Source organism: Bacillus cereus group sp. Bc061 (genome assembly GCF_027715825.1).
In the GTDB taxonomy this organism is placed as follows: Bacteria; Bacillota; Bacilli; order Bacillales; family Bacillaceae_G; genus Bacillus_A; species Bacillus_A paranthracis.
Map to the genome: position 1 here is coordinate 1271106 of NZ_JAQFTZ010000001.1, position 20825 is coordinate 1291930.

Genomic DNA, 20825 nt, shown 5'->3' on the forward strand with positions numbered 1-20825 from the left:
ATAGGCTTAATTTTGTATTAGAAATTGCATTATTTCTTCTTTATGCTTTAAGTCATGTTGAATGAGTGATGAAAAGTAATGATTTAATTTCACTTTTTTAGTGCCAAATTGGTAGTCATTATAAAAATATTGGGTGGGAATTCGCCCAATTCCATCCACTAACTGTTTACGAGTAACACTAAATTGATTTAATAGTTCTTCTTTTGAAATACCAGATCTTGCATATTTAATTGCTCCCTTATTCATTTCCTCAACATCTATTGGAACATTTGGTACAGATTGTCCACTTATAAAGTATGGAATTCTATCCTTTATTAAAAACACGTCCCAAACGATAAAATGTGAAATCACATCCACAATTGCCCATGAACCTTCTCTTAATGCCTGAAACCATATATCATCAGGTACTCGCTGTAATGTTTGACACCATTCTATTAAATATAATTTTTCTTCCAAAACATTCTCTTTCTTCATTATTCCTTCCTTTCTCGCACTTATAATTCATTCATATTAATATTTTCTAGAAATTGTATAAAAAGCCTTCATAATTATGTGGATAAGCTACAATTCACTCATTCATTTCGTATATTATCTCAAAAAGGAGTGATTCCCCTATGCATTGGCAACAAAAAATACAATACTTAATCGGACGCCCTATCGGTATTTCCTTCATTAATGGGCAAGGAACCTCTGGTGTATTATGTTCTGCACATGATGGTCAATTGTATGTATATGAATACCTTTATCAAGCGCAATTCGCAATGAAACATTATGATTTTAGACAAATTCAAGATATACATGCCTTTCCGAATTGCCCACATCAAAATCCTCTATACTAAAAAAGGAACAGCTTATAGCCGTTCCTTTTTCTCCACACTTATTTCTCAGTATAAAAGTTTTGCACTGCTTCATCAAAGTAAATCCAGCCTTTCCACCCTAAATGAATTGTATCTTTTAAGAAATACTTATCATATTCATGGCCAGAGAAATCGACTACTGGATACCCCGCTTTCTCAACTTGTTCCCGAACTTTTTTATAATATACATCACGGCGTTCTTTAGGGAAGCCAGCATAATCATACCACGGTCCATTTACAGGTACAGAAATAAAGAGCGGCTTGACATTTTTCTCTTTAAAAATATTTAAAACAATTTGTAAGTCATCATATTCTGGTGATTCTTCATACGATTCATTTGCTCTAAAGTTTTTTAAACCTTTTAACTTTTTCTTCAAATTATGTTTATAGTAATATGGATTTTCAATTCCGAATGTGTTTGTAGTAGATTCCGCTTTCCCTTCTTCTTCCGCATGTTTACGTGCATCTACCCAAGAAATTGAACGTAGTCCCACATTTGTTTTTTCTTTCATCGGCTCAATCTTAAATATGGAGTTAAATAAATCTCTATGATCTAAAATATTTCGATGCATATAAGCAAGTGGTTTAACTAAACCCGCTTTTACGTTATGTTTCGTATCATTAAATACAATACCTTCTAAGGAATTTTTTAATATATCATCTTCTTGAACAACTTTATAATCTAAAAGTCGTTTCGCAATTTGCTTCTTCATTTCTACATTTATTTTATCATTAAAAATAAAATGATATGCTTGTTGTTTAGAGAAATTGTTCGTAAAATCCCCCTGCGATACACCAGTCTTTGTAAACCATTGTGGTGATAAAACAAAGACTACTTTTTTACCTTCTAACTCATCCATTGTAGATGTCATATTTAATATATGAGCTAAACTTTGTGTACCGCCAATCCCAATTAAATATGGCGTAAAACCAGCGGGATTTACTTTGAAATAATTAGACGGATGATATGCATCCATTCGTAAAAATTCAGATGAACCGTACATCGGTAAATACTGCGAATTCTCTAACATTTTCTGTTGCAAGAATACACTTTGTAATTTTTCTTTTTGTAAGGAAGTTGCCGCATCTTCTACCTTCTTATCACTAATCAGTGATACTAAACTTTTCGATGGGATGAGTATGATAATAAAAAAAAGCACACACGCTAAAATTATGGGACCAAAGGCATGCTTCATTTTCATTTTTTATTCCTCTTCCTATCGCAATTAAATTGTAACCCTTGTCTTTGACACGTCATCATTTCTCTCCTTTTTCTCTATACATGTTCCATTCTATTTATCTATTATATACATGTATGTATTTCTTTCCTTGTTCTATTAAGACCCATATATAGCGCAAGAAAATGTTTCCATAGAAACACGTTAATTATACAAGATTCTACATACATTTCACACTGAAATTTTAGTAATAATTTTATTTTTTAACAATGAAAAAACATATGAAATGTCTAGAATTCTTCGGATGATGTATTGAGTTCAAAATATGATAATAAGCGCCCGCTATAATCAACTTCATGAGTATATATAAACCCTAGATTTCGTAAAAGTTTTTTCGAGTTCTCATTTGCTACTTTTACTCTAGCAATTATTCTTTTTACATTCATCATCTCTTTTGCATATTGAATGGAAGCCTTTGCTGCTTCTGACGCATATCCATTTCCCCAATATTCCGGATCAAGTAAATACATAATTTCTATTTCACCTGTTTCATCTATTTTTCTTAAACCACAATGTCCTAAAAGCTCTCCTGTATTTCTATTAACTAACAACCATACCCCGAAACCATACTGTTCCCAATGTGATATTAGTTGCATAATATAGTCCTTCGCTTCTTCCTTTGACATTCCCTTTGATTTAGCAAGCCATTTGCCAACAGCCTCTTCTTTTACTATGCTATAAAATTGATCAACATCTTCTATAATGGGCTTTCTCATGAATAACCTTTTTGTATGTATTACTTTCTTTTCTTCAAACATAAAACTTCATTCCCCTCCAAAATTTTATACAGACTAGTAAATTATACCATGTACTATTTACCCGACTTTAACTAAAAAACAGACTACCACAAACGTGGAGTCTGTTTTCTCATCCTTTATTTTTGTACATCTGCCCACTTTAAACTTGTTGCTGGTCCAAATTGATGTACGTATAAATCTTTCACATACGGCTTTTGTAAGTACGATAATCCGCGCTGGAATACTGGAGCAATTACCGCATCATCCAGCAACATCTTCTCAGCATCTTGCAATGCTTTCCAACGGGTTTTTTCATCATTACCTAATTCTGTTTTAATCTTCTTAATTAACGCATCATATTCTGGATTTGCATATTCAGTATTGTTTACACTGCTTCCAGAAAGGAATACTTCTAAGTAAGTCATTGGATCTGGATAATCTGGTAACCAGCGTGATAACGACATTTCATATTCTTTCTTCTTCTCTAGCGCTAATTTTTGCGTGTGTGGTTGTAATTTCACATTTACCTTTAAGCCAGGTAAGTTTTTCTCAAGCTGCTCTTTAATATATTCTCCTACTTTTTTGAAGTTTTCTAAATCATAGTTTAATAACTCAAGCGTTACTTCATTTGTACCTGTTTCTTGCTTCGCCTTTTCCCAATATTCTTTCGCCTGTTTTACATCCGTTTTATTAAACTCACCTGCTGTACTTCTAAAATCTTTTTTATCTGGACCTTTTAAAAATCCTTTTGGCACGTAATAGTTTGCAGCAACCGATCCATCATTTAAAAATGAAGTCGCAAGTCCTTTCTTATCAAACACTGTACTTAGTGCAAGACGTGCATTTTTATTTTTAAGAATCGGCACATTTTCATTAAATCGGAAGAAGTACATAACCGGATCTGTATATTGTTTAAGCTCTTTATTATTTTTATATTTATCTACGAATTCAGTTGAAATGACAGCTCGATCAACTTTATCTGTTTCATATAAATTTACCGCAGTTGAAATTTCTTTAACAATTTGATAGTTTACTTCATCTAACTTCACTGCTTTTTTATCCCAATACTTTTCGTTTTTCTTCATCGTAAAGCTCGCTTCATGCTTCCAATCAGATAGTGTAAAAGGCCCATTATATACCGCTTTATTTGCTTCTAATCCATATTTATCACCTTGTTCTTTCGCATATTTTTCGTTAATTGGATAGAACGATGGTAAAATAAGTAATTTCGTAAAATACGGTACAGGATGTTCTAACTCTACAACGAATGTTTTATCATCCGTCGCTTTTACTCCTAATTCCTCTAACCCTAGTTGTTTCTTATTTATTTTCTCCGCATTTTTCACATCGTATGCAATGTATGCATATTGAGAAGCAGTATCCGGATTGATAAGCTGTTTCCAAGCATATACGTAATCTTGCGCTGTTACTGGATCTCCGTTAGACCACTTCGCATCACGCAAGTGGAATGTATATGTTTTCCCATCTTTACTCACTTCATATTTTTGTGCTCCAGCCTCAATCACTTCATCGTTTTTCGATAAGCGGAATAATCCTTCCATGACGTTATTTAAAACGTTAAATGATACTGCATCTGTTACTTTCCCTGAATTTAATGACGGAATTTCACCCGTTTCTAGTAACTGTAATACTTTCTTCTCATCTTTCGGCTTTGTCGTTGTTTTTTCTTTTGCGCAGCCAACTAAAATTGAAGAAACGAATAAAGTACTAACTAATGAGTAACGAACAACTTTTTTCATTTGAAAACCCCCTCTATTTTTTAAGGTAAGTAACGACGGGCGCCAGCGTATTCTTCTATATATCCTGGTGTATTTAGCGGTATAATCTCTACCGATCTTTCAGCTCTCGGTGAGTGAATCATATTTCCATCACCAATGTACATCCCCACATGATGAACACTGCCTTTCCCTTGATCATGTGCAAAGAAGATTAAATCTCCTTTTTGTAAATGTTCTTTATCAACTGCAACTCCATTTCTCGATTGCGGACCAGAATCTCGTGGAATTGTAATACCGTGCGATTTATAAATCGTATGTGTAAATCCAGAGCAATCAAATCCGAAGCCACTTGTACCAGCCCAAATGTACGGTAATCCTAAAAACATTTTCCCTGTGTTTATTAGATCATCGGCCGTAGGGGTTGGAATATCATTTTGAGAACGGTAAACCGTTCCATCATTTTTTCGTAGCCAAGCTTTCTGCCCATTTGGTAGCAACACGCGGTATGAAATCGTATCTTCACTAAGTAGCGGCAGTCGCGTATTATAGCTCACTTCAAGCGATTTATGTTTTTCAGAAGGATTTATATATAAAATGGCTGTCGGTTTCGTTACTAATACGAAAGGTTTATTTGTTTTATCTGCAAATTCTTGATTATATGTTAACTGTTTTTCAGGCATCCATCCTGGGTAGCCTTCTTCATTTCGAGGTGTTGGCTGACCATGGACTAACACTTTCACCCAATCCCCTTTTTTATCTACAACTGTTACTTCTTGGCCTAATAACGCTTGCGTTTCTAATTTATTTGCACTTGTTAACCAAAGTTTCTCATCCAGCGTCATCGATTTCGTCCACTTCCACAAATCAACTGGATTTGTAGCACTTGGTGCATCAATTGGCCGTAATGAATCAGGCGTGGTCCAAAGTGTTGCGGCAGATACATCGATAAACGCCTTACTATCTTTCTTTTCTTCAGCATTTGCTGATGTAAACGATGAAAATATAAATAAAGTTGTTAAAAATGCAGTTCCTACTTTTTTCATACATATCCCCCTTAAAAGATAATTTACTAGTCTCTTCTCCTAAGATTTACTATTCACTGTCGATTGAAGGTTTACCTTTGATCCAGAATAAGTCATTCCTTCCGGTTCTTCCATTAACCAAAGTGGCGCATCAAGATCGAAGTAATGAATATTAGGATGTGCAGCAGCTAAATGTGCAACAGCGCTAACAGAAAGAGAAGATTCCATCATGCTTCCTACCATACATTTCACACCAGCTGCTTCTGCGATATCAGCAATACGCCACGCTTCACGTATGCCTCCACATTTCATTAATTTAATATTGATTAAGTCTGCAGATCTTCCTTGCACAATTTTTAATGCATCACTCGCTGAAAATATGCTTTCATCTGCCATAATAGGTGTTTGTACATGATCTTTGACGTACTTTAATCCATCCCAATCTTTCGCATGAACAGGTTGTTCAATAAATTCAATATTTAAATTGCGATTTTCCATCTCTTTAATGATAGAAACTGCCTCTTTTGGATTCCACCCTTGATTTGCATCTAATCGTAACGTCGTATTTTTTGGTACGCTATTTCGAATCGCTTCAATACGTTCTAAGTCTAAGTGTGCAGATTTCCCCACTTTAATTTTTAAAGTTTGAAATCCTTTTTCTACATGTTGCTTTGCCTCTTTCGCCATAATGAACGGTTCATCTACACTTACAGTAATATCTGTGTGAATTTCTTTTTTTCCACCTAATAATGCGTAAAGTGGAATGTTATGATATTGACAATACACATCATATAATGCGATATCTACCGCGGCTTTCGCACTTGGATTTCCAATGCAACTCATTTGGATGTGCTGTAGTAACTGCTGAAATTGAATGATATCTTGACCAATTAAATTGGAACGCATCGGCCCTAAAATTGCTTCTTCAATCCCGTTAGCGAAATCCCCCGTAATAACCGGTGTTGCAGCTGCTGCACCCTTGCCAACAATTCCTTCATCTGTATGAATATATACATCTATACTTTCTATTTCGGTTACGGTACGAAGCGCGGTTTTAAACGGTGTATGAAGATTTACACGTCTACGATTTACTTTTACATCGGTAATTTTCATTTTGTTCACCCTTTCGTTGTCTGGCAAAACGGATCCTTAATTCTCAACTTTTTTGGAGCAAAAGATCTCCGTTTTCGCTTACTTTTCATATAGAAGGTAAATGTGAAATAAAAAAATCCAGCCATAAGAAGATTCTTACGGCTGGATTTTGTCTATGAATGGGTAGACAAAGCAGCGATTTGATTATATTTTTTCTGTGCATCTTTTAATGCTACAAGTAATGCTTTTTGAGACGAACCGAAATAACGATCTTTTATTTCCATTACTAATTCTGGGTCATTAATATTTTTATGTAGAAATAAATATTTAACGAATTGAGATGTTAATGCAATTGTCGCTGAGCAATCTGCATCTACAATTTCCCCAGTCTCCTTAACAAGTACAAACGCTACAAAATAGCTTTTAAACTTTTCGGTAATGGGATTATTTTGAGGTGCTTTCGCATCCCCTACGACATAAATTGTATTTGAAGCGTACACAGCTCTCTTCCTTTCTAATACGGGATAACGGTTTTCTTAATAGTCGTATGAGTGATAAACTCAACATGGATTAAAAAATGTATCCGCTTACCTTGTATTATAATACAATTGACAGAATTTTAACAACATTTATTTTCGTATATATTCCATAAGTATAAAAACAGCTCCAGCTCTTCATTTTTACAATATGTAATTGTTTCTTGTACCATGACATTCCTACATGAAAAAACAGCTAGCTATCGCTAACTGTTCTATTACACTATTTCGGCAACACAAATATAGTTTCATTTGACTTAGAAAATTGATATTCTTTTCTCGCAAACTTCAAAATTTCTTCATCATCATCTGTTAAATTTTCTATGTTAGTCTTTAAAGAAGCCTCATCTTTCTTTAAAGAAACCAATTGTTTTTTTTGATTCGTAATTGTATCTTTTTTTTCTACAATTATTTCTTGTTGTTTCGTTAAAATAAATTGAACGTACAAAGTAGCCGCCGCAATAAATATAAACATGAATATAAATCGTCTTAGTTTTTTCTTATTAATTGCTCGATTTTCATTAGACTGTGATAGTTGTTCTTGTATATTAGGAACATTTATTCGCTTGAGTTTCCTCATTATGAAATCCCCCTAACACATATATTTTCACTACCATCGGCATGATTTCTTATTAACTTTAATTCTATTCTTATAAAATAAGCTCCTTCACAAAAATATCTCACTAATTAACCAATTAAAGATAGCATTCGACGACATTTCCATATTTACATTGCATTTTTTTATGTATGCTGGCATAAAATAGTAGTTTCTGTTATTCTTTTTCTACTATTGTAGAAGAGTTTTTTTACATACAAAGTTCTCCTTGTTTTAACATGGTTACAAGGAGAAAAGAGATGCATTTTCGTACATTCGATAAACTAGAATGACTGTTTAAGAGCTTAAGTTTAGAGCATAGATCATACCTATATACACTCAAAATAAGAAAAAAGCCCAATTTGGGCTTTTTTAATTTTGTAAATCAATATCATATTCCATATTTTTGGCCGTTTCTTCAGCGATCTCCACACCTAGCAAATTTTTCACAATATGAAATGACATGTTAATACCAGCTGAAATACCTGCCGATGTAATAATATGTCCTTCATCTACAAATTTCACATTCTCCATTACTTCTACATTCGGAAAATCTTTTTTGAAAGTTTGAATACTAGCCCAATGTGTTGTTGCTTTTAACCCTTCCAGTAAACCAGCTTTCGCGAGTAATAACGCTCCGGTACAAACTGAAGTCATTAGCTTTACTTCTTTCATTTGCTGACGAACCCAATTTATTACAATATCATTTTTCACTTCATTTTCCCGTGCGCCTTTACCACCTGGAATGATTAATATATCAACTGGTGGTAAATCTTCAATACTATAATCAGGCTTTACCTTTAATCCGTTCCTTGCTGTAATCATTTCTCCATTTTGGCTAACTGTATAAACAGTAAATGGTTTCTCTTCATGTACTTTAGTGATAGAAAAAACTTCAAATGGCCCTGCAAAATCTAACACTTCCACCTCATTAAATAAAAATATCCCTACACTCCATTTATTCATCACACGTTCACTCCCTGTTGCAAATAATGTAAAAGGTGAGTATGACCTTTTTCTAAGGCTATATCATAGGCTGTTTTCTCATCATCACACTCTTCTATATGTTCTGTTGATTATTATAAATTCCTTTTTTAATTATAGTTTACATAATAATATTATCTATTCAACATTTATCTTTTATTTTAAATATTAAAATTTTCTGCTAAAATAATGCTAATCATGTTTAGTATGGAGGAGAAATTATGTTACACGTAATACCTTTAAATAGTGAAGACTATGATTTAATTAAAGCGGCTGAAAAAGTAATCGAAAAAAACTATAAATATGGCCGTCATCATATCGGTTCAGCAGTACGCACTAAAACAGGTAATATTTATGCAGCAGTACATGTTGAAGCGAATGTTGGAAGAATAACAGTATGTGGTGAAGCTATGGCAATTGGAAAATCTATTTCAGAAGGTGATCATGAATTTGATACCATTGTAGCAGTTGCTCACCCACACCCTCATGAAGATATAGAAAAATGTTGGGTTGTTGCTCCATGTGGTATGTGTCGAGAATTAATAAGTGATTACGGAAAAAATACGAACGTTATACTTTCTTATAATGGTGAACTTGTAAAATGTAACGTAATGGAATTATTACCTGAAAAGTATACAAGTGAAGTAGAATAATTATTCCTGTGTTCCATTCATCTTATAATATTATTCCAATAAAAAAAACAATCCGTTTTTAAAACGGATTGTTTTTTTATTTCTGTTTTATGCAGTTTATTTTATTTTTCTATTTTTTAAAATAATTAAATTATCATTAACAAAAATGAAATTAAAAACATTTAAGTTTATTACATTTTTCATTCGAAAACAAAAATGCGTTTTCCCCTTACATTCGATAAATATTAATATAAAATCTCTAAAATCAGCAGTCTTATCATACCAATCTATAACAATTCTGTCTTCTTCCCTTACCTGTTTCCTTTAACACATATGATTTTAATACAAGCGACGTTAATGAATCTGTTAATGTTTTATATGATAAATTAGATAATGCCAATAGATCGTTCGTATATAACATTCTATGCTTCTCTAATAATAATAGTACTAATCGTTCAGACGGTTTTAATGCCTCATCACTTTCTAGTATAAAGTCTATATTTTTCATTTCTCTAATTATTACTCCTTATATAAAAAAATACTTACGCAACTAATTTAATATAAAAATAATACATAACAAAATTTGAAATATATTAAAATAGCATTGTTTCAAAACACTATTATACTATAACATAGAAAAAGCATTTCCCGAAATAGGAAATGCTTTTTTATTGCTTATAGAATTCTTCAAGCCATACATTATATTTCAAATATTGATCCGTACAATTCCCTAGAAACTTCTCTGATCATTCAAAAGTATTTGTAGTACATCAAGTTCTACTAAAATGAGTTAACCATTTTCCGGCATTTTGTTCTACCTTAAATATTTCTTGCGATATGCGGCTTACTGTAATGACTTGTTCCACCACCGCCTACTACTACTTTACCGCCTTGTTCGAAAATTAATAATTTACTTGAACCATCTGCAAGAAGTACTATTACTTCAGCATTATTACTTGTTGCTACATAAATTATATAACCACTTTTTGATAGACAAGTTTCCCAATTCGCATCAAATTCTGATCTTACTACACGATTGGAATACACTTGATTTTCAATTCTATCTTGTTCTTCGTTTGCCAAATTTATCCCCTACCTTTCTAAAATATCATTTATAGAAACCTTACAGTTCTATTTAAAATAGTGACTGTCTTTAATATAAATAGTATATGTAGTTAGTAGAAGGATGCTTGGACAATGAAAACGTAATAGCATGTAAATAATATACAATTAAAACAAGACAATCGATATTGTATCAATTGCCTTGTTTTCTTACATACTTCTTTATTTTTCTTTTCGCACGGCTTCAAAAGTAAACATTTGATTAGCATTTGACGGTTCTTTTTCATAAACATAATCAGCAGAGCAAGTAATATTAGAGAAACCAATACTTTCTAAAAGAAGTTTAAACTCTTCTATTCCATACCAACACACCGCAAAGCGTTGCAATTCCGTTTGTACTAACTGCCCTTTACTCCATTTTTCATATTTTAAATAGGATAGAGTAACTTGGTTCAGCCAATCTATTTCAATTGATTTATTTTCTAATGTAATTCCGTCACCATTTGGTAAAGAAAAAGTCGATGTATGAATCTCCCCCGTCTTCCAGTCATACGGAAGCATAATATCTACGATTAATCGTCCACCTGGATTAAGGTGTTCATAAAAACATTTTAATGCATTTATAGAATCCTCTCGATTTTCAATTAAGCAAAAAGAACCAGTAGGAATAATAATTGCCTCATATTTATGCGGAAGTGAAAATTGTTGTAAGCTTCCTTCATATAAATTAGGGTGTAAGCCTCTCTCTTTGCATCTTATACGGCACGATTCTAGCATCTCAGGTGAATAGTCAATCCCATCTACTGTAAAACCAGCCTCAAGAAGCGGGATGATGACACGCCCTGATCCTACTGCTGCTTCGAGAATTCTACCTCTACAATTTTTCAAACGTTCTTCGTAATACTCAATATCACCATTTAAAGAATAACCGACAGGCTTTGTGTAATCATAAAGTTCCGTGCAAAGTGTACTATAAAAACTAAACATTTATTTTCTCCCCCGTTTTTTACGTACGGAAGATTTAAATTCAATTAATCTCCCTGTACCTGTATTTTTAATGAAAATTCGAAAGAGCTGACTGTCATAATATATCACTCACTTTCCATAAAATATAATCATATTGTATAATATTTCCTTTGAAATACCAATGTAAATAATAAAAATTCAAACTATTTACCAAAAGGAGGATATGATGAATTCATTCATTATATTTCTTTTACTTCTTATTGCTTTTAATGCTCTAATTTTCTTTATAGCGAAGAAATATAGGCAAATATGGAAAATATCTAGTGGTATTTTCATTCTTGTTGCCCCCATTGTTTTCTTCGCCACTTTGCACATAATTGGCGAAAAAGTAGGCGATGGATTCGCTGGAGGTTTTGCTGGGCTTACATTTAGTGGCCTATTGATCATAAATGCAATTTTTTTATTTATTGTAAGCCTTTTTGTATCTACCAATAAACATTCACATTAAACTCTCCCTTTCAAAATGTAAAGAGGTTGTCTCATAAGTCTCTTTCGAAGTAAAATCACATGAAATTGAAAAGGAAGAAACGTTATTAAATCAACGTTTCTTCCTTTCACTTTCTATTCGGTTTTGGCTAAAAAGCACCTTTTGGGACAGCCTCTTTATCCATAACTATTTATTTCACAATTGGCAATGTCACTTCACTTAATTTCACTGTAAGCTTCGTGCCCGCTTTCGGTCTAATTGTATAATCATAGTCGCTAGCAATTAAAACAACTCCTATTTGATGCCCAGCTTTAAAGACATAATCATCTGGCTGCATGTCCCATGTAAATGTATAATCTTTGCCTGGTTGAATCGCCGTTGAATTTTCTATACTCTTTATGTTTTGTGGATCCATCCAGCCTCTCGTTACGATTTCCGGCTTCGCTCCTCCATAATCAACAAGTAAAGCGGTTAAATTTGATACAGATCGATCAATATTTCCCGTAATTGAAATCTTTGGTGTACCACTTATACGCGTATCTTTTTGCAGTACAGGCATTGTATACACTAATCGATTGGCTACTTCTAATTCTGGGTTTGCAACTAATTGGTTTGATTTCATTTTTGCATCATCTACGAATGAAAACGTCTTATTAACAGAACCCATACTGAATGGTAAATTAACGGCTTTATTACTTAAATACATTCGCACTTTTGACGGCACAGCTGATGGATCCGGCCAATTTTTTATTTTATCCCAAGTTTTATTTTCACGTTGTACATCGACCATTGGTTCATTCATAATTCCATTTTCAATTCCGTATAACCAATAATCGAACCATTTATTTTGTGTTCTTTGCCAGTCATTCGTTGATGTTCCACCGTGTCCACCTTGATGTAGCCACATTTTACGAGGAACATCATTCTCTCCAAGCGCTTCCCACCATTGCGCGAACTGCTTCGTCTTTACATTCCAATCATTTAAACCATGAACAACAAACACACTCGCTTTTACATTTTTAGCATCTTTTACATAATTTCGTTTATCCCAAAAATCATTATAATTACCAGTTTTCCGGTCCTGTCCGGCTGTTAGCTCTTTTATTACTTGTCCGCAAACTTCAGGGTTTTCCCTTGTTAATACTGCTTCTGCCATATTATCTGTATCTTCTCCTTGGTATCCACCTGGCGCAATCACTGCACCGTTTGCACGATAATAATCATACCAACTACTAATCGCTGCGATTGGAATAATTGTTTTCAACCCTTCAACACCAGTCGTCGCAACAGCATTTGGTAACGTACCATTATAAGAGACTCCTGTCATACCGACATCTCCCGTTGACCAATCAGCTTTAACTTCCTCACCATTTTCTTTATATGCTTTCGCACGTCCATTTACCCAATCAATTACAGATTTCGTCCCTAATATTTCTTGCTCATCCCCAGTCGTCGGACATCCATCTGATTTCCCAGTTCCAATACTTTCACCTAAAATGACTGCATAGCCTCTTGGTACATAATAATTTCCATACGAACCAAGATTAACAGCTCCATACGGTTTCCCTTCATACGCATACAATTCTTCATCTACGTTATATACAGGAACATCTTTTAAACCAGCTCGATATGGACTCATTTCATATATAACAGGAACTTTCACATTTGGATCAGTTTTTGGACGCATAACTTTTACTGATACTCGATCTTTTTTTCCATCTCGATCACTATCTACTTCCGTTTCTACAAATAAATTTTCAATAATCGCTTCATCAAGCGAGTAAATCGGTTTTGTCATCCCGTTTTCTAATTCAATTTTCGTGTTTTTTGTCTCTTCCGTCTTCTCTGCAAATACATTCATTGTAAAGCTAGGTATAACTGCCATAGATAGCATTGCTGAAAATGTAATTGCTATACTCTTTTTTCTCAAAATGTCCCCTCCCTAAAATCACTCTCTTTTACTATATAACAAAATGACTGAAAATTCAGTTTTAATAAACTTTAAAAGTTGAGAAACTTAGAGATTTCATATTAAGTAAAATTCAATTCAAATGTGAAATTATTTTTCTCATTCACTCTTTGCTTAGAAATACAAAAAGACAACCAATATCTCTATCGATTGCCTTACATTCCATATATTATTTTTCAATCTCTTTAAAGGTATCTTTTAAATCTTTATCAGATACCTTTATATCTGCATTTTTAAGTATGTCTCTCGTAACTTGTTGATGGAATTGAGGATCTTGTATACGTTGCTGTTCTAATTCTTTACGAATATTCACCTTTTCTTCTTCATACGGTTTAAGCTCTTTTTTACCCGTTAGCTTAATAATATGGTAGCCGAAAGAAGATTTAATAGGCTCACTCACTTGACCAACTTCTAATTTATATGCAGCATCCTCAAACTCTTTTACCATCATACCTGGTCCAAATTCAGATAGATCTCCACCTTTTTCTTTAGAGCCTGGATCCTCTGAATATTGTTTAGCCAGTGCTGCGAAATCTTCGCCATTGTTTAGTTTTTCTTTAATTTCTTTTGCTATCTTTTCATCTTTCACTAAAATATGACTTGCTTGAAGTTTTGGTTTATAATGATTTTTAACTTCTTTTTCCGTCACAGTTGCTTTAATCGCTTTTTCAAACGCAAAAGTAAGCTTTAGCTTCTCTTTCAACTGGTCTTCATTTTTCACACCATTTGATTCCATATACGTATTAAAATTATCGCCCATCTTTGTTTTTAATTCTTTTATTTGTTTTGTTACCTCTTCATCAGTAACTTTGTATTTATCGTTTAATACTTTCTCTACTACCATTTCAGATAAATTTTGTTTCCCGTAATTCTCTTTTAATTTCTTGTTAAAATCACTTTCTGAAATACTCCCTGATTTTGTAGTTACAATATTTTCTGATGAACCACATGCAGATAAAGATAACGTCATTCCCATTAAAACACTACCAATTACGATTTTCTTTCTTATCAAATTCTAATACCTCGCTTTATTAAAATTAAATACAACTATATAAATATAACGTTTCCCTGTGAACTTCACGTGAATTAAATTAAAGTAGGACATTTGCAAATTCTCCATTTAATACCTCAATTTTGAAAATTGCGGTGACTAACTTCTAAAACTATAAAAGGGACTAATATTTCCATTAGTCCTTTTTCATATTTATATAAAATTGAATTTCTCCATCTGTAGAAGAAACTCCATAGTCAAAACCATGCCTTTCTAAAATACTTTTCACTATCGCTAGTCCTAATCCTGTGCCTGATTTTTCTTTACTTCGTGAAGAGTCTAAGACATAAAAAGGTTCCCAAATTTTATCGACATCTTTAATTTGTTCTGCATTAATCCCATTTTTAATTTGAAAATATACACTTTTATTTCTCTCTTCTAAAGTGATTATTATGTTTTGATTTGTTGTATATTTTATTGCGTTAGAAATTAAATTTTGAAACACCATTCCCATTTTATTTAAATCCGCATAAATGACCTGATTTTTAATATTACTGTTCGTCTGCAACTGTATTTCTTTCGACTCCAGTTCAATTTTATGCTTATCTATTATACTTCGGACTAATGGTTCAATAGGGAATTCTTCTTTTTGTAAAACATCTCTTTCTAACTTCGAAAATTGTAATAGTTCTTCAATTAAGTTTGATATTTGATCTGTTTGTTTAATAATTGTATCTACGTATGTCCCATCATCCAATCCATCCTTAATTCCCATAGAATATGCTTTTACTAATGCAATTGGTGTCTTTAATTCATGCGTCACATCACCCATAAATCGTTTTAAATGTTCATTACGATCTGTTAAATCTTGATGTGCTTCATGTAGTTTTTCACTCATAACATTAATGCTATTGGCTAATTCTCCTATTTCATCATTCGTTTTCACTTTCGTTCTTTTAAACTTCAAATGTGAAATATCCTGAGCTACATCGCTTAGATCTTTCAATGGAGTCGTTATTATTTTTGAAAGTATCCACACAAGTAAAATAATAAGAAGGAGTGAGAAACAAAGAATGTATAAATAAAATGTATTTAACGTTTTTATAATTTCGTTAGAATGTGCAATAGAAGTTCCCATTAAAATTATTGTATTATCTTTTGCAATATATTTAGCGAAAAAACTTGCTTTTAACTTCTCTTGATCATACAGTTTATTCGATTGCCCTTCCGCTTTCACCTTCATGACTTCGTCTTTCGTAATCCACAGTTTATTTAAAACTACTTTCTTTTTCGTAAGTTGCATGCGTAACGCTTCGTTCATATCATCTTCTGACTGATTGATTGACGTATATGCAACCGTAACGTTATTTTCGCTTTCAATTGTACGAATTCCCTCTTCTAACTCATTTACAGATGTATTTTGTATTTGCACTGTAAATTCATTTAAGTTCTCTCTCGTTTTGTAAATATTATATTTCGGTAAAAGATAGTTAATTAATAATAAAGAAATCGTAAAAATAAGAATAACAGTTAAAGAAATGCTGAGAAATAGTTTTTTTCCAAGTTTATTCACTCTGCTCCTCCAAACTATACCCTAAACCACGATGCGTCTTTATAATATTTTCTCCTACTTTTTTACGTAACCTTCTTACATGTGTATCAACAGTTCGCTCTTCTCCAAAATAGTCAAATCCCCATACGATATCTAACAATTTTTTACGAGTCAAAATCATGCCTTTATGACTTAAAAAACACTTTATTAATTCTAGCTCTGTTTTTGTAATATCTAACTCTTTGTCATTTTTATAAACTTTATTTTTCGTAAAATCTATTTTCAAATCTTGAACTTGAATGACATCATCGTGCTGTATTAGCTTTTTCGCTCGAGTAATGAGTACACCTGGATGAAATGGTTTTTTTACGTACTCATCTGCCCCGCTTTGAAGAGCTGCTAATTCATCTTCGCTTTCACTTTTCGCCGTAAGCATTAATACTTTTACGCTTGAGTTTTTCTTTATTTCCTTACAAACAGTAATACCGCTATGTTTCGGCATCATCCAATCTAAAATAGCTAAATCAATTTTTTCATCATAAAATATTTGAAGTGCTTCTTCTCCATCTTTCGCTAAGAAAACTTCGAAGCCTTCTTTCTCAAAATAAGCTTTTAAAATCCTTAGCATATCTTGTTCATCATCTGCGATTAATACTTTCATACATTATCCTCCATTGCTTTTAAACAAAAATCAATTGTATCATACAACTTCTTTGTTACATAAATGTGACAGAAAAATATTTGAAATTTTTAAGGGTATAGTAAAGACGAGGTGTTGTATTATGATTAAAAAAATTGGAGTCATTACTCTTCTTTGTTTCTTATTATCGACAAATGTGTTAGCAAATACAAATCAACAAATTGAAGTATTTGATTGTCAAAAAGAAATGGTCATTCAAAAACAATCTTTAGATCCAGCTATTCAAAAAAAAGCTGTTCAATTTGCTAAATCCATTACTGGCCCCTTCAAAAACTTAAATGTCGTTCCAAAAGATGGTCACATGATAAAAATTCCTTTATCTAAACCAGTTTCTATTACAAATCAATGGCTACAAACAACAATTGATGAAGTACTTATTCTTCTCCCTCTTAATCAAAAACCTTATATTATGCTTTACGACGATGAAAATAATCCACATTTTTATTATGTAAAAGGTGATCCGAAGGGACTATTGAAAGAAATGAATGTTAAACATAATTGACTAGAAAAAAGAGACTTCATAAGCTTATTTTTCGAAGCAGAGGTCTCTTTTTTTACTAACATAATACTTTATAGTGACTAGAGCCTTTATATACCTGCCCCTTCACAAATCCATTTGCACTATAAAATGCATCACCTTGTTTTGTATCTGTATGTAAAACAACTACTTTAAAATTCTTTTCCGCATGAGATAATAGTTTGTTTAATAACGACTTCCCTAGCCCTATACGACGATAGTCCTTTGAAATATAAAATCGCCTTAATCGGCCAATCTTATTATTTTCTGTATATGGATCCTCATTTAACCCTCCTATTCCAATTAACTTTTCCCCTTGAAAAATACCATATAGACATTCACCCGTTTTATTAAATGTGTTTATTTTATTTTCATATTCACTTATTAGTTTTATTAGGAAATAAAACCCTTCATCTTTGCTTTCCTGAACAAGATAATCGGATTCGTATATCATTAAATCTTCAATTTGTTGAATATGTATATCTTTCAAGTAAATCCCCCCTTAATATAGAAACACATAAAAATGCTCTAGAATCATTTATTCTGAGCATTTTTATGATTGTTATCTTATTCAATTCGTAGTATGTGTATTCTTCACTTCAGTTTTAAATCGATAATATAGTTGTTTAAGTCTTATTGAACTAAAGTAGCTGTTTGCTTAAATGAATAGATTTACATTTATAATGTCTCTCAAATATAATATCAGTTTATAAATTCATCATTCTACTCTAACATTGTTCAAGTTAAGTTATAATTTGTTAATCTATAAGCTTTTGTAACCACAGTTCAAATATCTTTAACTGTTCTTCAGTATGAAAATAATGTTCACCTGTCTCCATGACTTCTAATGCACAACGATGTTTTTTTGTAAAATCGTTAATAATTTCAAATTCACACAGTTCATCCTTAGCTCCGTACATAATATATGTATCTATATCTATATTCCATGTATTAATAGGATGTTCTTTTACATAGCATAAATAATCCCAATATAACTTTTGACCAATTGGTGTCTCTATAGTCATTTCTTTTTGCAAAAGTTCTGGTGTTACATTAAACCATTTCATCATATTTTCGATAATTCGTTCCATATTAACTACTGGTGATAAAAATAATGCCTTTTCAATCACATCATTTTGATAGGCTAAAAGGCTAAAATAAGCTCCTATACTACATGCAAACACACTCACTTCTTTCCAATGCTCTTTTGCGTAATTCATAATTATAGATAATTCACTAACACAAAACTGTACTTTGCAAGGAGTATTATCATTTGTTCTTTCTCCATGCTCAGGTAAATCAAAGCTTAATACTTGATAACCTTTTTGATTAGCTTCTTCAGCTAATATTTGAATAACTGCATCTTCCTTATTTGACATATTTCCATGTACTGCAATAAAAACTTTTTCACTTTTATCTCCCCACAAAACCGTGGGAATATTATTAATGTTAAAATTATCTTTAAGCATATTTCCTCCATAGAATAAGTCATATAGTACTTGGCAAAAAACGCACACACTTTATAATCCAAATCAAACCATTACTAATCCATCACAAATGAATACCACTATCTCTACCTCTGTATAACAGAGTCTACTTTGCATTTAACATCTTTCTTTTTCCATTTCTTCAGAAGCCACAAGTACTTATTTTAATTCCCCACTAAGCAATTTACTCCGTTAATGGAAGAAAGATTTTTAAACGACTTTATTATTTTTAGAATGATTATATTGTAATTTAAACAACTTCATTATCTCTGTATAGCAGGCAATATCCCCTTCAACTCCAGTAAATCATCTATTACTATATCAGCTTGGGCAAGTTCATCTTCTTGTGCAAAATCAAAATTACATCCAATCGCAATCAAGCCATTATCTTTAGCTGCGTTTATATCAGATAAACGATCCCCGACTACAGCTGCTTCTTTTATATCATATTTGTTCAAAATACTTTTTACTAAGTCGCTTTTATTAAGTGAGTTTATTTGTTCAATACTAAACGTTTCAGTAACCCATTGATCTAACTCATAATAAGATACGATTGCTTGTAAATATTCAGTTAAACCATTACTAGCAATATAAATTGAACAATTATTTTCTGTTATATATGTAAAAATTTCTTTTACATTCGGATATAAAGCACCTTTTCCGCTCTTAATGTTTTCAATTAATCTTTCTAAAAAATATGCATCTGTTTGTTCTCTTATTTCAAGAGAATGATCCGGTAATAAAGCTTCCCAAACTTTCGGTAAAGGTACACCCATTATTTCACGGTATTTATCGATAGGCGTTACCGTATCCCATAATTGAAGGGATCTTAAGTGATCAAATGTATCATCTAACGATAATTCTAAAATTTTATCTGTTTGAAATAACGTTCCGTCCATATCAAAAATTAATGCTTGTAACATTTCATTCTCTCCTTTTGAATTATAATACAGTTTTACTTGATATATTTTTCAGCATCTCAACGATAATTTCTGAACAATAGTTTGCGGCCGTTTTCGCGAAGTCATCATAAGAAATTTGTGCTTCATCGTCTGCACTGTCAGAAATACATCGCATTACGAGAAACGGTACTTCATTTATGTAGGCAACATGTCCAATTGCTGCACCTTCCATTTCTGTACAATGCGGTGCATATTCATCTATTAATTTCGCTTTTAGGTTTGAATCTTCAACAAAACATTCACCGCTTACGATTCTCCCTTCATGAACTCCAATATGTAAACTACTACTATTGCATGCAGTACGTGCTAACTCCATTAATTTCTTACTTGCGTAAAACTCCTCTTGGAACGGGAATAAGTTTTTCATTTGAGTCTTACTTACATCATGATGAGTTACATTCGTTGAAATAACTATATCGCCAACTTTTACATCTGGATGTAGCCCGCCAGCAACACCGGTATTGATGATAGCATCTACATCAAATTTATGAATTAACGTTTGCGTACATGCGGCTGCATTAACTTTCCCTACACCACATCTTGTAACAATTATTTCTGTTCCCATGAATTCCCCAACGTAAAAAGGCATTCCCGCAATTATTTGTTCTTCTTGTACAACTAATTTTTCTAAAAGTAAGTCTATTTCAATTTGCATTGCTCCGATAATTCCGATTCTGTTCATGAATATAGTCTCCTTTTT

The 20825-nt window shown here is 32.4% G+C and carries 22 protein-coding genes and 2 pseudogenes; 4 read left to right on the forward strand and 20 right to left on the reverse strand.

All coding sequences use genetic code 11. The features are described from left to right. Positions 1-6: 6 nt before the first annotated feature. Entirely contained in the window at positions 7-474 is a 468-nt protein-coding gene (locus PDQ40_RS06655; RefSeq protein WP_270691295.1) for a DinB family protein, read from the reverse strand. A 140-nt stretch (positions 475-614) separates the two neighbouring features. Between PDQ40_RS06655 and PDQ40_RS06660 the strand changes: the two genes are divergently transcribed. Continuing rightward, complete coding sequence (locus PDQ40_RS06660) at positions 615-839, forward strand: hypothetical protein (protein ID WP_000558703.1); 225 nt, start codon at positions 615-617, stop codon at positions 837-839. 38 nt (positions 840-877) lie between these two features. Here the strand turns inward: PDQ40_RS06660 and dltD are convergent, their stop codons facing one another. The 9 genes and pseudogenes from dltD to PDQ40_RS06705 form a co-directional block, all read right to left on the reverse strand. Then, positions 878-2059 carry a D-alanyl-lipoteichoic acid biosynthesis protein DltD gene (gene dltD / locus PDQ40_RS06665; protein ID WP_000782318.1) on the reverse strand — a complete coding sequence of 394 codons (1182 nt, stop codon included), beginning with the start codon at positions 2057-2059 and terminating at the stop codon, positions 878-880. A 266-nt stretch (positions 2060-2325) separates the two neighbouring features. Then, positions 2326-2853, reverse strand: a complete 528-nt coding sequence (locus tag PDQ40_RS06670; protein ID WP_000461339.1) for a GNAT family N-acetyltransferase — start codon at positions 2851-2853, stop codon at positions 2326-2328. Between the two features lie 116 nt (positions 2854-2969). Continuing rightward, on the reverse strand, positions 2970-4592 hold the full coding sequence (locus PDQ40_RS06675) for a peptide ABC transporter substrate-binding protein (RefSeq protein ID WP_000758245.1): 1623 nt from the start codon (positions 4590-4592) through the stop codon (positions 2970-2972). A 20-nt stretch (positions 4593-4612) separates the two neighbouring features. After that, positions 4613-5614: a C40 family peptidase gene (locus tag PDQ40_RS06680; protein ID WP_000755454.1), complete on the reverse strand. Its 1002-nt coding sequence runs from the start codon at positions 5612-5614 to the stop codon at positions 4613-4615. A gap of 39 nt (positions 5615-5653) precedes the next feature. Further along, positions 5654-6706 (reverse strand): dipeptide epimerase, encoded by a 1053-nt coding sequence (locus tag PDQ40_RS06685; protein WP_214328925.1) that lies wholly within the window; start codon positions 6704-6706, stop codon positions 5654-5656. Between the two features lie 152 nt (positions 6707-6858). Further along, on the reverse strand, positions 6859-7185 hold the full coding sequence (locus PDQ40_RS06690; RefSeq protein WP_000271328.1) for a DUF3870 domain-containing protein: 327 nt from the start codon (positions 7183-7185) through the stop codon (positions 6859-6861). 259 nt (positions 7186-7444) lie between these two features. Further along, positions 7445-7801 carry an FtsB family cell division protein gene (locus tag PDQ40_RS06695; RefSeq protein ID WP_001228720.1) on the reverse strand — a complete coding sequence of 119 codons (357 nt, stop codon included), beginning with the start codon at positions 7799-7801 and terminating at the stop codon, positions 7445-7447. A gap of 387 nt (positions 7802-8188) precedes the next feature. Further along, positions 8189-8785: a DJ-1/PfpI family protein gene (locus tag PDQ40_RS06700; RefSeq protein ID WP_000981417.1), complete on the reverse strand. Its 597-nt coding sequence runs from the start codon at positions 8783-8785 to the stop codon at positions 8189-8191. Next, positions 8782-8868, reverse strand: a pseudogene (locus PDQ40_RS06705) (ankyrin repeat domain-containing protein); the annotation flags it as partial. The gene PDQ40_RS06700 and the pseudogene PDQ40_RS06705, both read right to left, overlap by 4 nt. A gap of 153 nt (positions 8869-9021) precedes the next feature. Here PDQ40_RS06705 and PDQ40_RS06710 point away from each other — a divergent pair. Then, entirely contained in the window at positions 9022-9453 is a 432-nt protein-coding gene (locus tag PDQ40_RS06710; protein WP_000903440.1) for a cytidine deaminase, read from the forward strand. A gap of 256 nt (positions 9454-9709) precedes the next feature. On the opposite strand, the gene PDQ40_RS06715 is transcribed toward PDQ40_RS06710, so the two are convergent. The 3 genes from PDQ40_RS06715 to PDQ40_RS06725 form a co-directional block, all read right to left on the reverse strand. Then, positions 9710-9940, reverse strand: coding sequence for a hypothetical protein (locus PDQ40_RS06715; RefSeq protein WP_000789033.1), 231 nt, complete (start codon positions 9938-9940; stop codon positions 9710-9712). A 311-nt stretch (positions 9941-10251) separates the two neighbouring features. Further along, on the reverse strand, positions 10252-10515 hold the full coding sequence (locus tag PDQ40_RS06720) for a hypothetical protein (protein ID WP_001262615.1): 264 nt from the start codon (positions 10513-10515) through the stop codon (positions 10252-10254). A gap of 201 nt (positions 10516-10716) precedes the next feature. Then, complete coding sequence (locus PDQ40_RS06725) at positions 10717-11481, reverse strand: class I SAM-dependent methyltransferase (RefSeq protein ID WP_000490898.1); 765 nt, start codon at positions 11479-11481, stop codon at positions 10717-10719. 205 nt (positions 11482-11686) lie between these two features. On the opposite strand from PDQ40_RS06725, the gene PDQ40_RS06730 reads away from it, so the two are divergent. Then, positions 11687-11968, forward strand: a complete 282-nt coding sequence (locus PDQ40_RS06730) for a hypothetical protein (protein ID WP_001083950.1) — start codon at positions 11687-11689, stop codon at positions 11966-11968. A gap of 169 nt (positions 11969-12137) precedes the next feature. Here the strand turns inward: PDQ40_RS06730 and PDQ40_RS06735 are convergent, their stop codons facing one another. The 4 genes from PDQ40_RS06735 to PDQ40_RS06750 all read right to left on the reverse strand — a co-directional run bounded on the left by PDQ40_RS06735 (position 12138) and on the right by PDQ40_RS06750 (position 17120). Further along, a complete protein-coding gene (locus PDQ40_RS06735; protein ID WP_095842840.1) occupies positions 12138-13877 on the reverse strand; it encodes a Xaa-Pro dipeptidyl-peptidase in 1740 nt (579 codons plus the stop codon). Between the two features lie 208 nt (positions 13878-14085). Continuing rightward, positions 14086-14928 carry a peptidylprolyl isomerase PrsA gene (locus tag PDQ40_RS06740; RefSeq protein WP_000619728.1) on the reverse strand — a complete coding sequence of 281 codons (843 nt, stop codon included), beginning with the start codon at positions 14926-14928 and terminating at the stop codon, positions 14086-14088. 175 nt (positions 14929-15103) lie between these two features. Beyond that, the gene (locus PDQ40_RS06745; RefSeq protein ID WP_001037269.1) at positions 15104-16480 is read right to left on the reverse strand and encodes a sensor histidine kinase; all 1377 of its coding nucleotides are present in this window, start codon (positions 16478-16480) and stop codon (positions 15104-15106) included. After that, positions 16473-17120, reverse strand: coding sequence for a response regulator transcription factor (locus tag PDQ40_RS06750; RefSeq protein WP_000865966.1), 648 nt, complete (start codon positions 17118-17120; stop codon positions 16473-16475). The genes PDQ40_RS06745 and PDQ40_RS06750 overlap by 8 nt, the downstream gene beginning before the upstream one ends. A 121-nt stretch (positions 17121-17241) precedes the next feature. On the opposite strand from PDQ40_RS06750, the gene PDQ40_RS06755 reads away from it, so the two are divergent. Then, entirely contained in the window at positions 17242-17661 is a 420-nt protein-coding gene (locus tag PDQ40_RS06755; protein WP_000591788.1) for a hypothetical protein, read from the forward strand. 55 nt (positions 17662-17716) lie between these two features. Here the strand turns inward: PDQ40_RS06755 and PDQ40_RS06760 are convergent, their stop codons facing one another. From PDQ40_RS06760 to PDQ40_RS28115, 3 genes and pseudogenes are all read right to left on the reverse strand, one after another. Further along, entirely contained in the window at positions 17717-18166 is a 450-nt protein-coding gene (locus PDQ40_RS06760) for a GNAT family N-acetyltransferase (RefSeq protein ID WP_000651670.1), read from the reverse strand. Between the two features lie 268 nt (positions 18167-18434). Further along, positions 18435-19145, reverse strand: coding sequence for an alpha/beta hydrolase (locus PDQ40_RS06765; protein ID WP_000910324.1), 711 nt, complete (start codon positions 19143-19145; stop codon positions 18435-18437). Between the two features lie 281 nt (positions 19146-19426). Continuing rightward, positions 19427-20807 (reverse strand): annotated as a pseudogene (locus tag PDQ40_RS28115) (5'-methylthioadenosine/adenosylhomocysteine nucleosidase). Positions 20808-20825 lie beyond the last annotated feature (18 nt).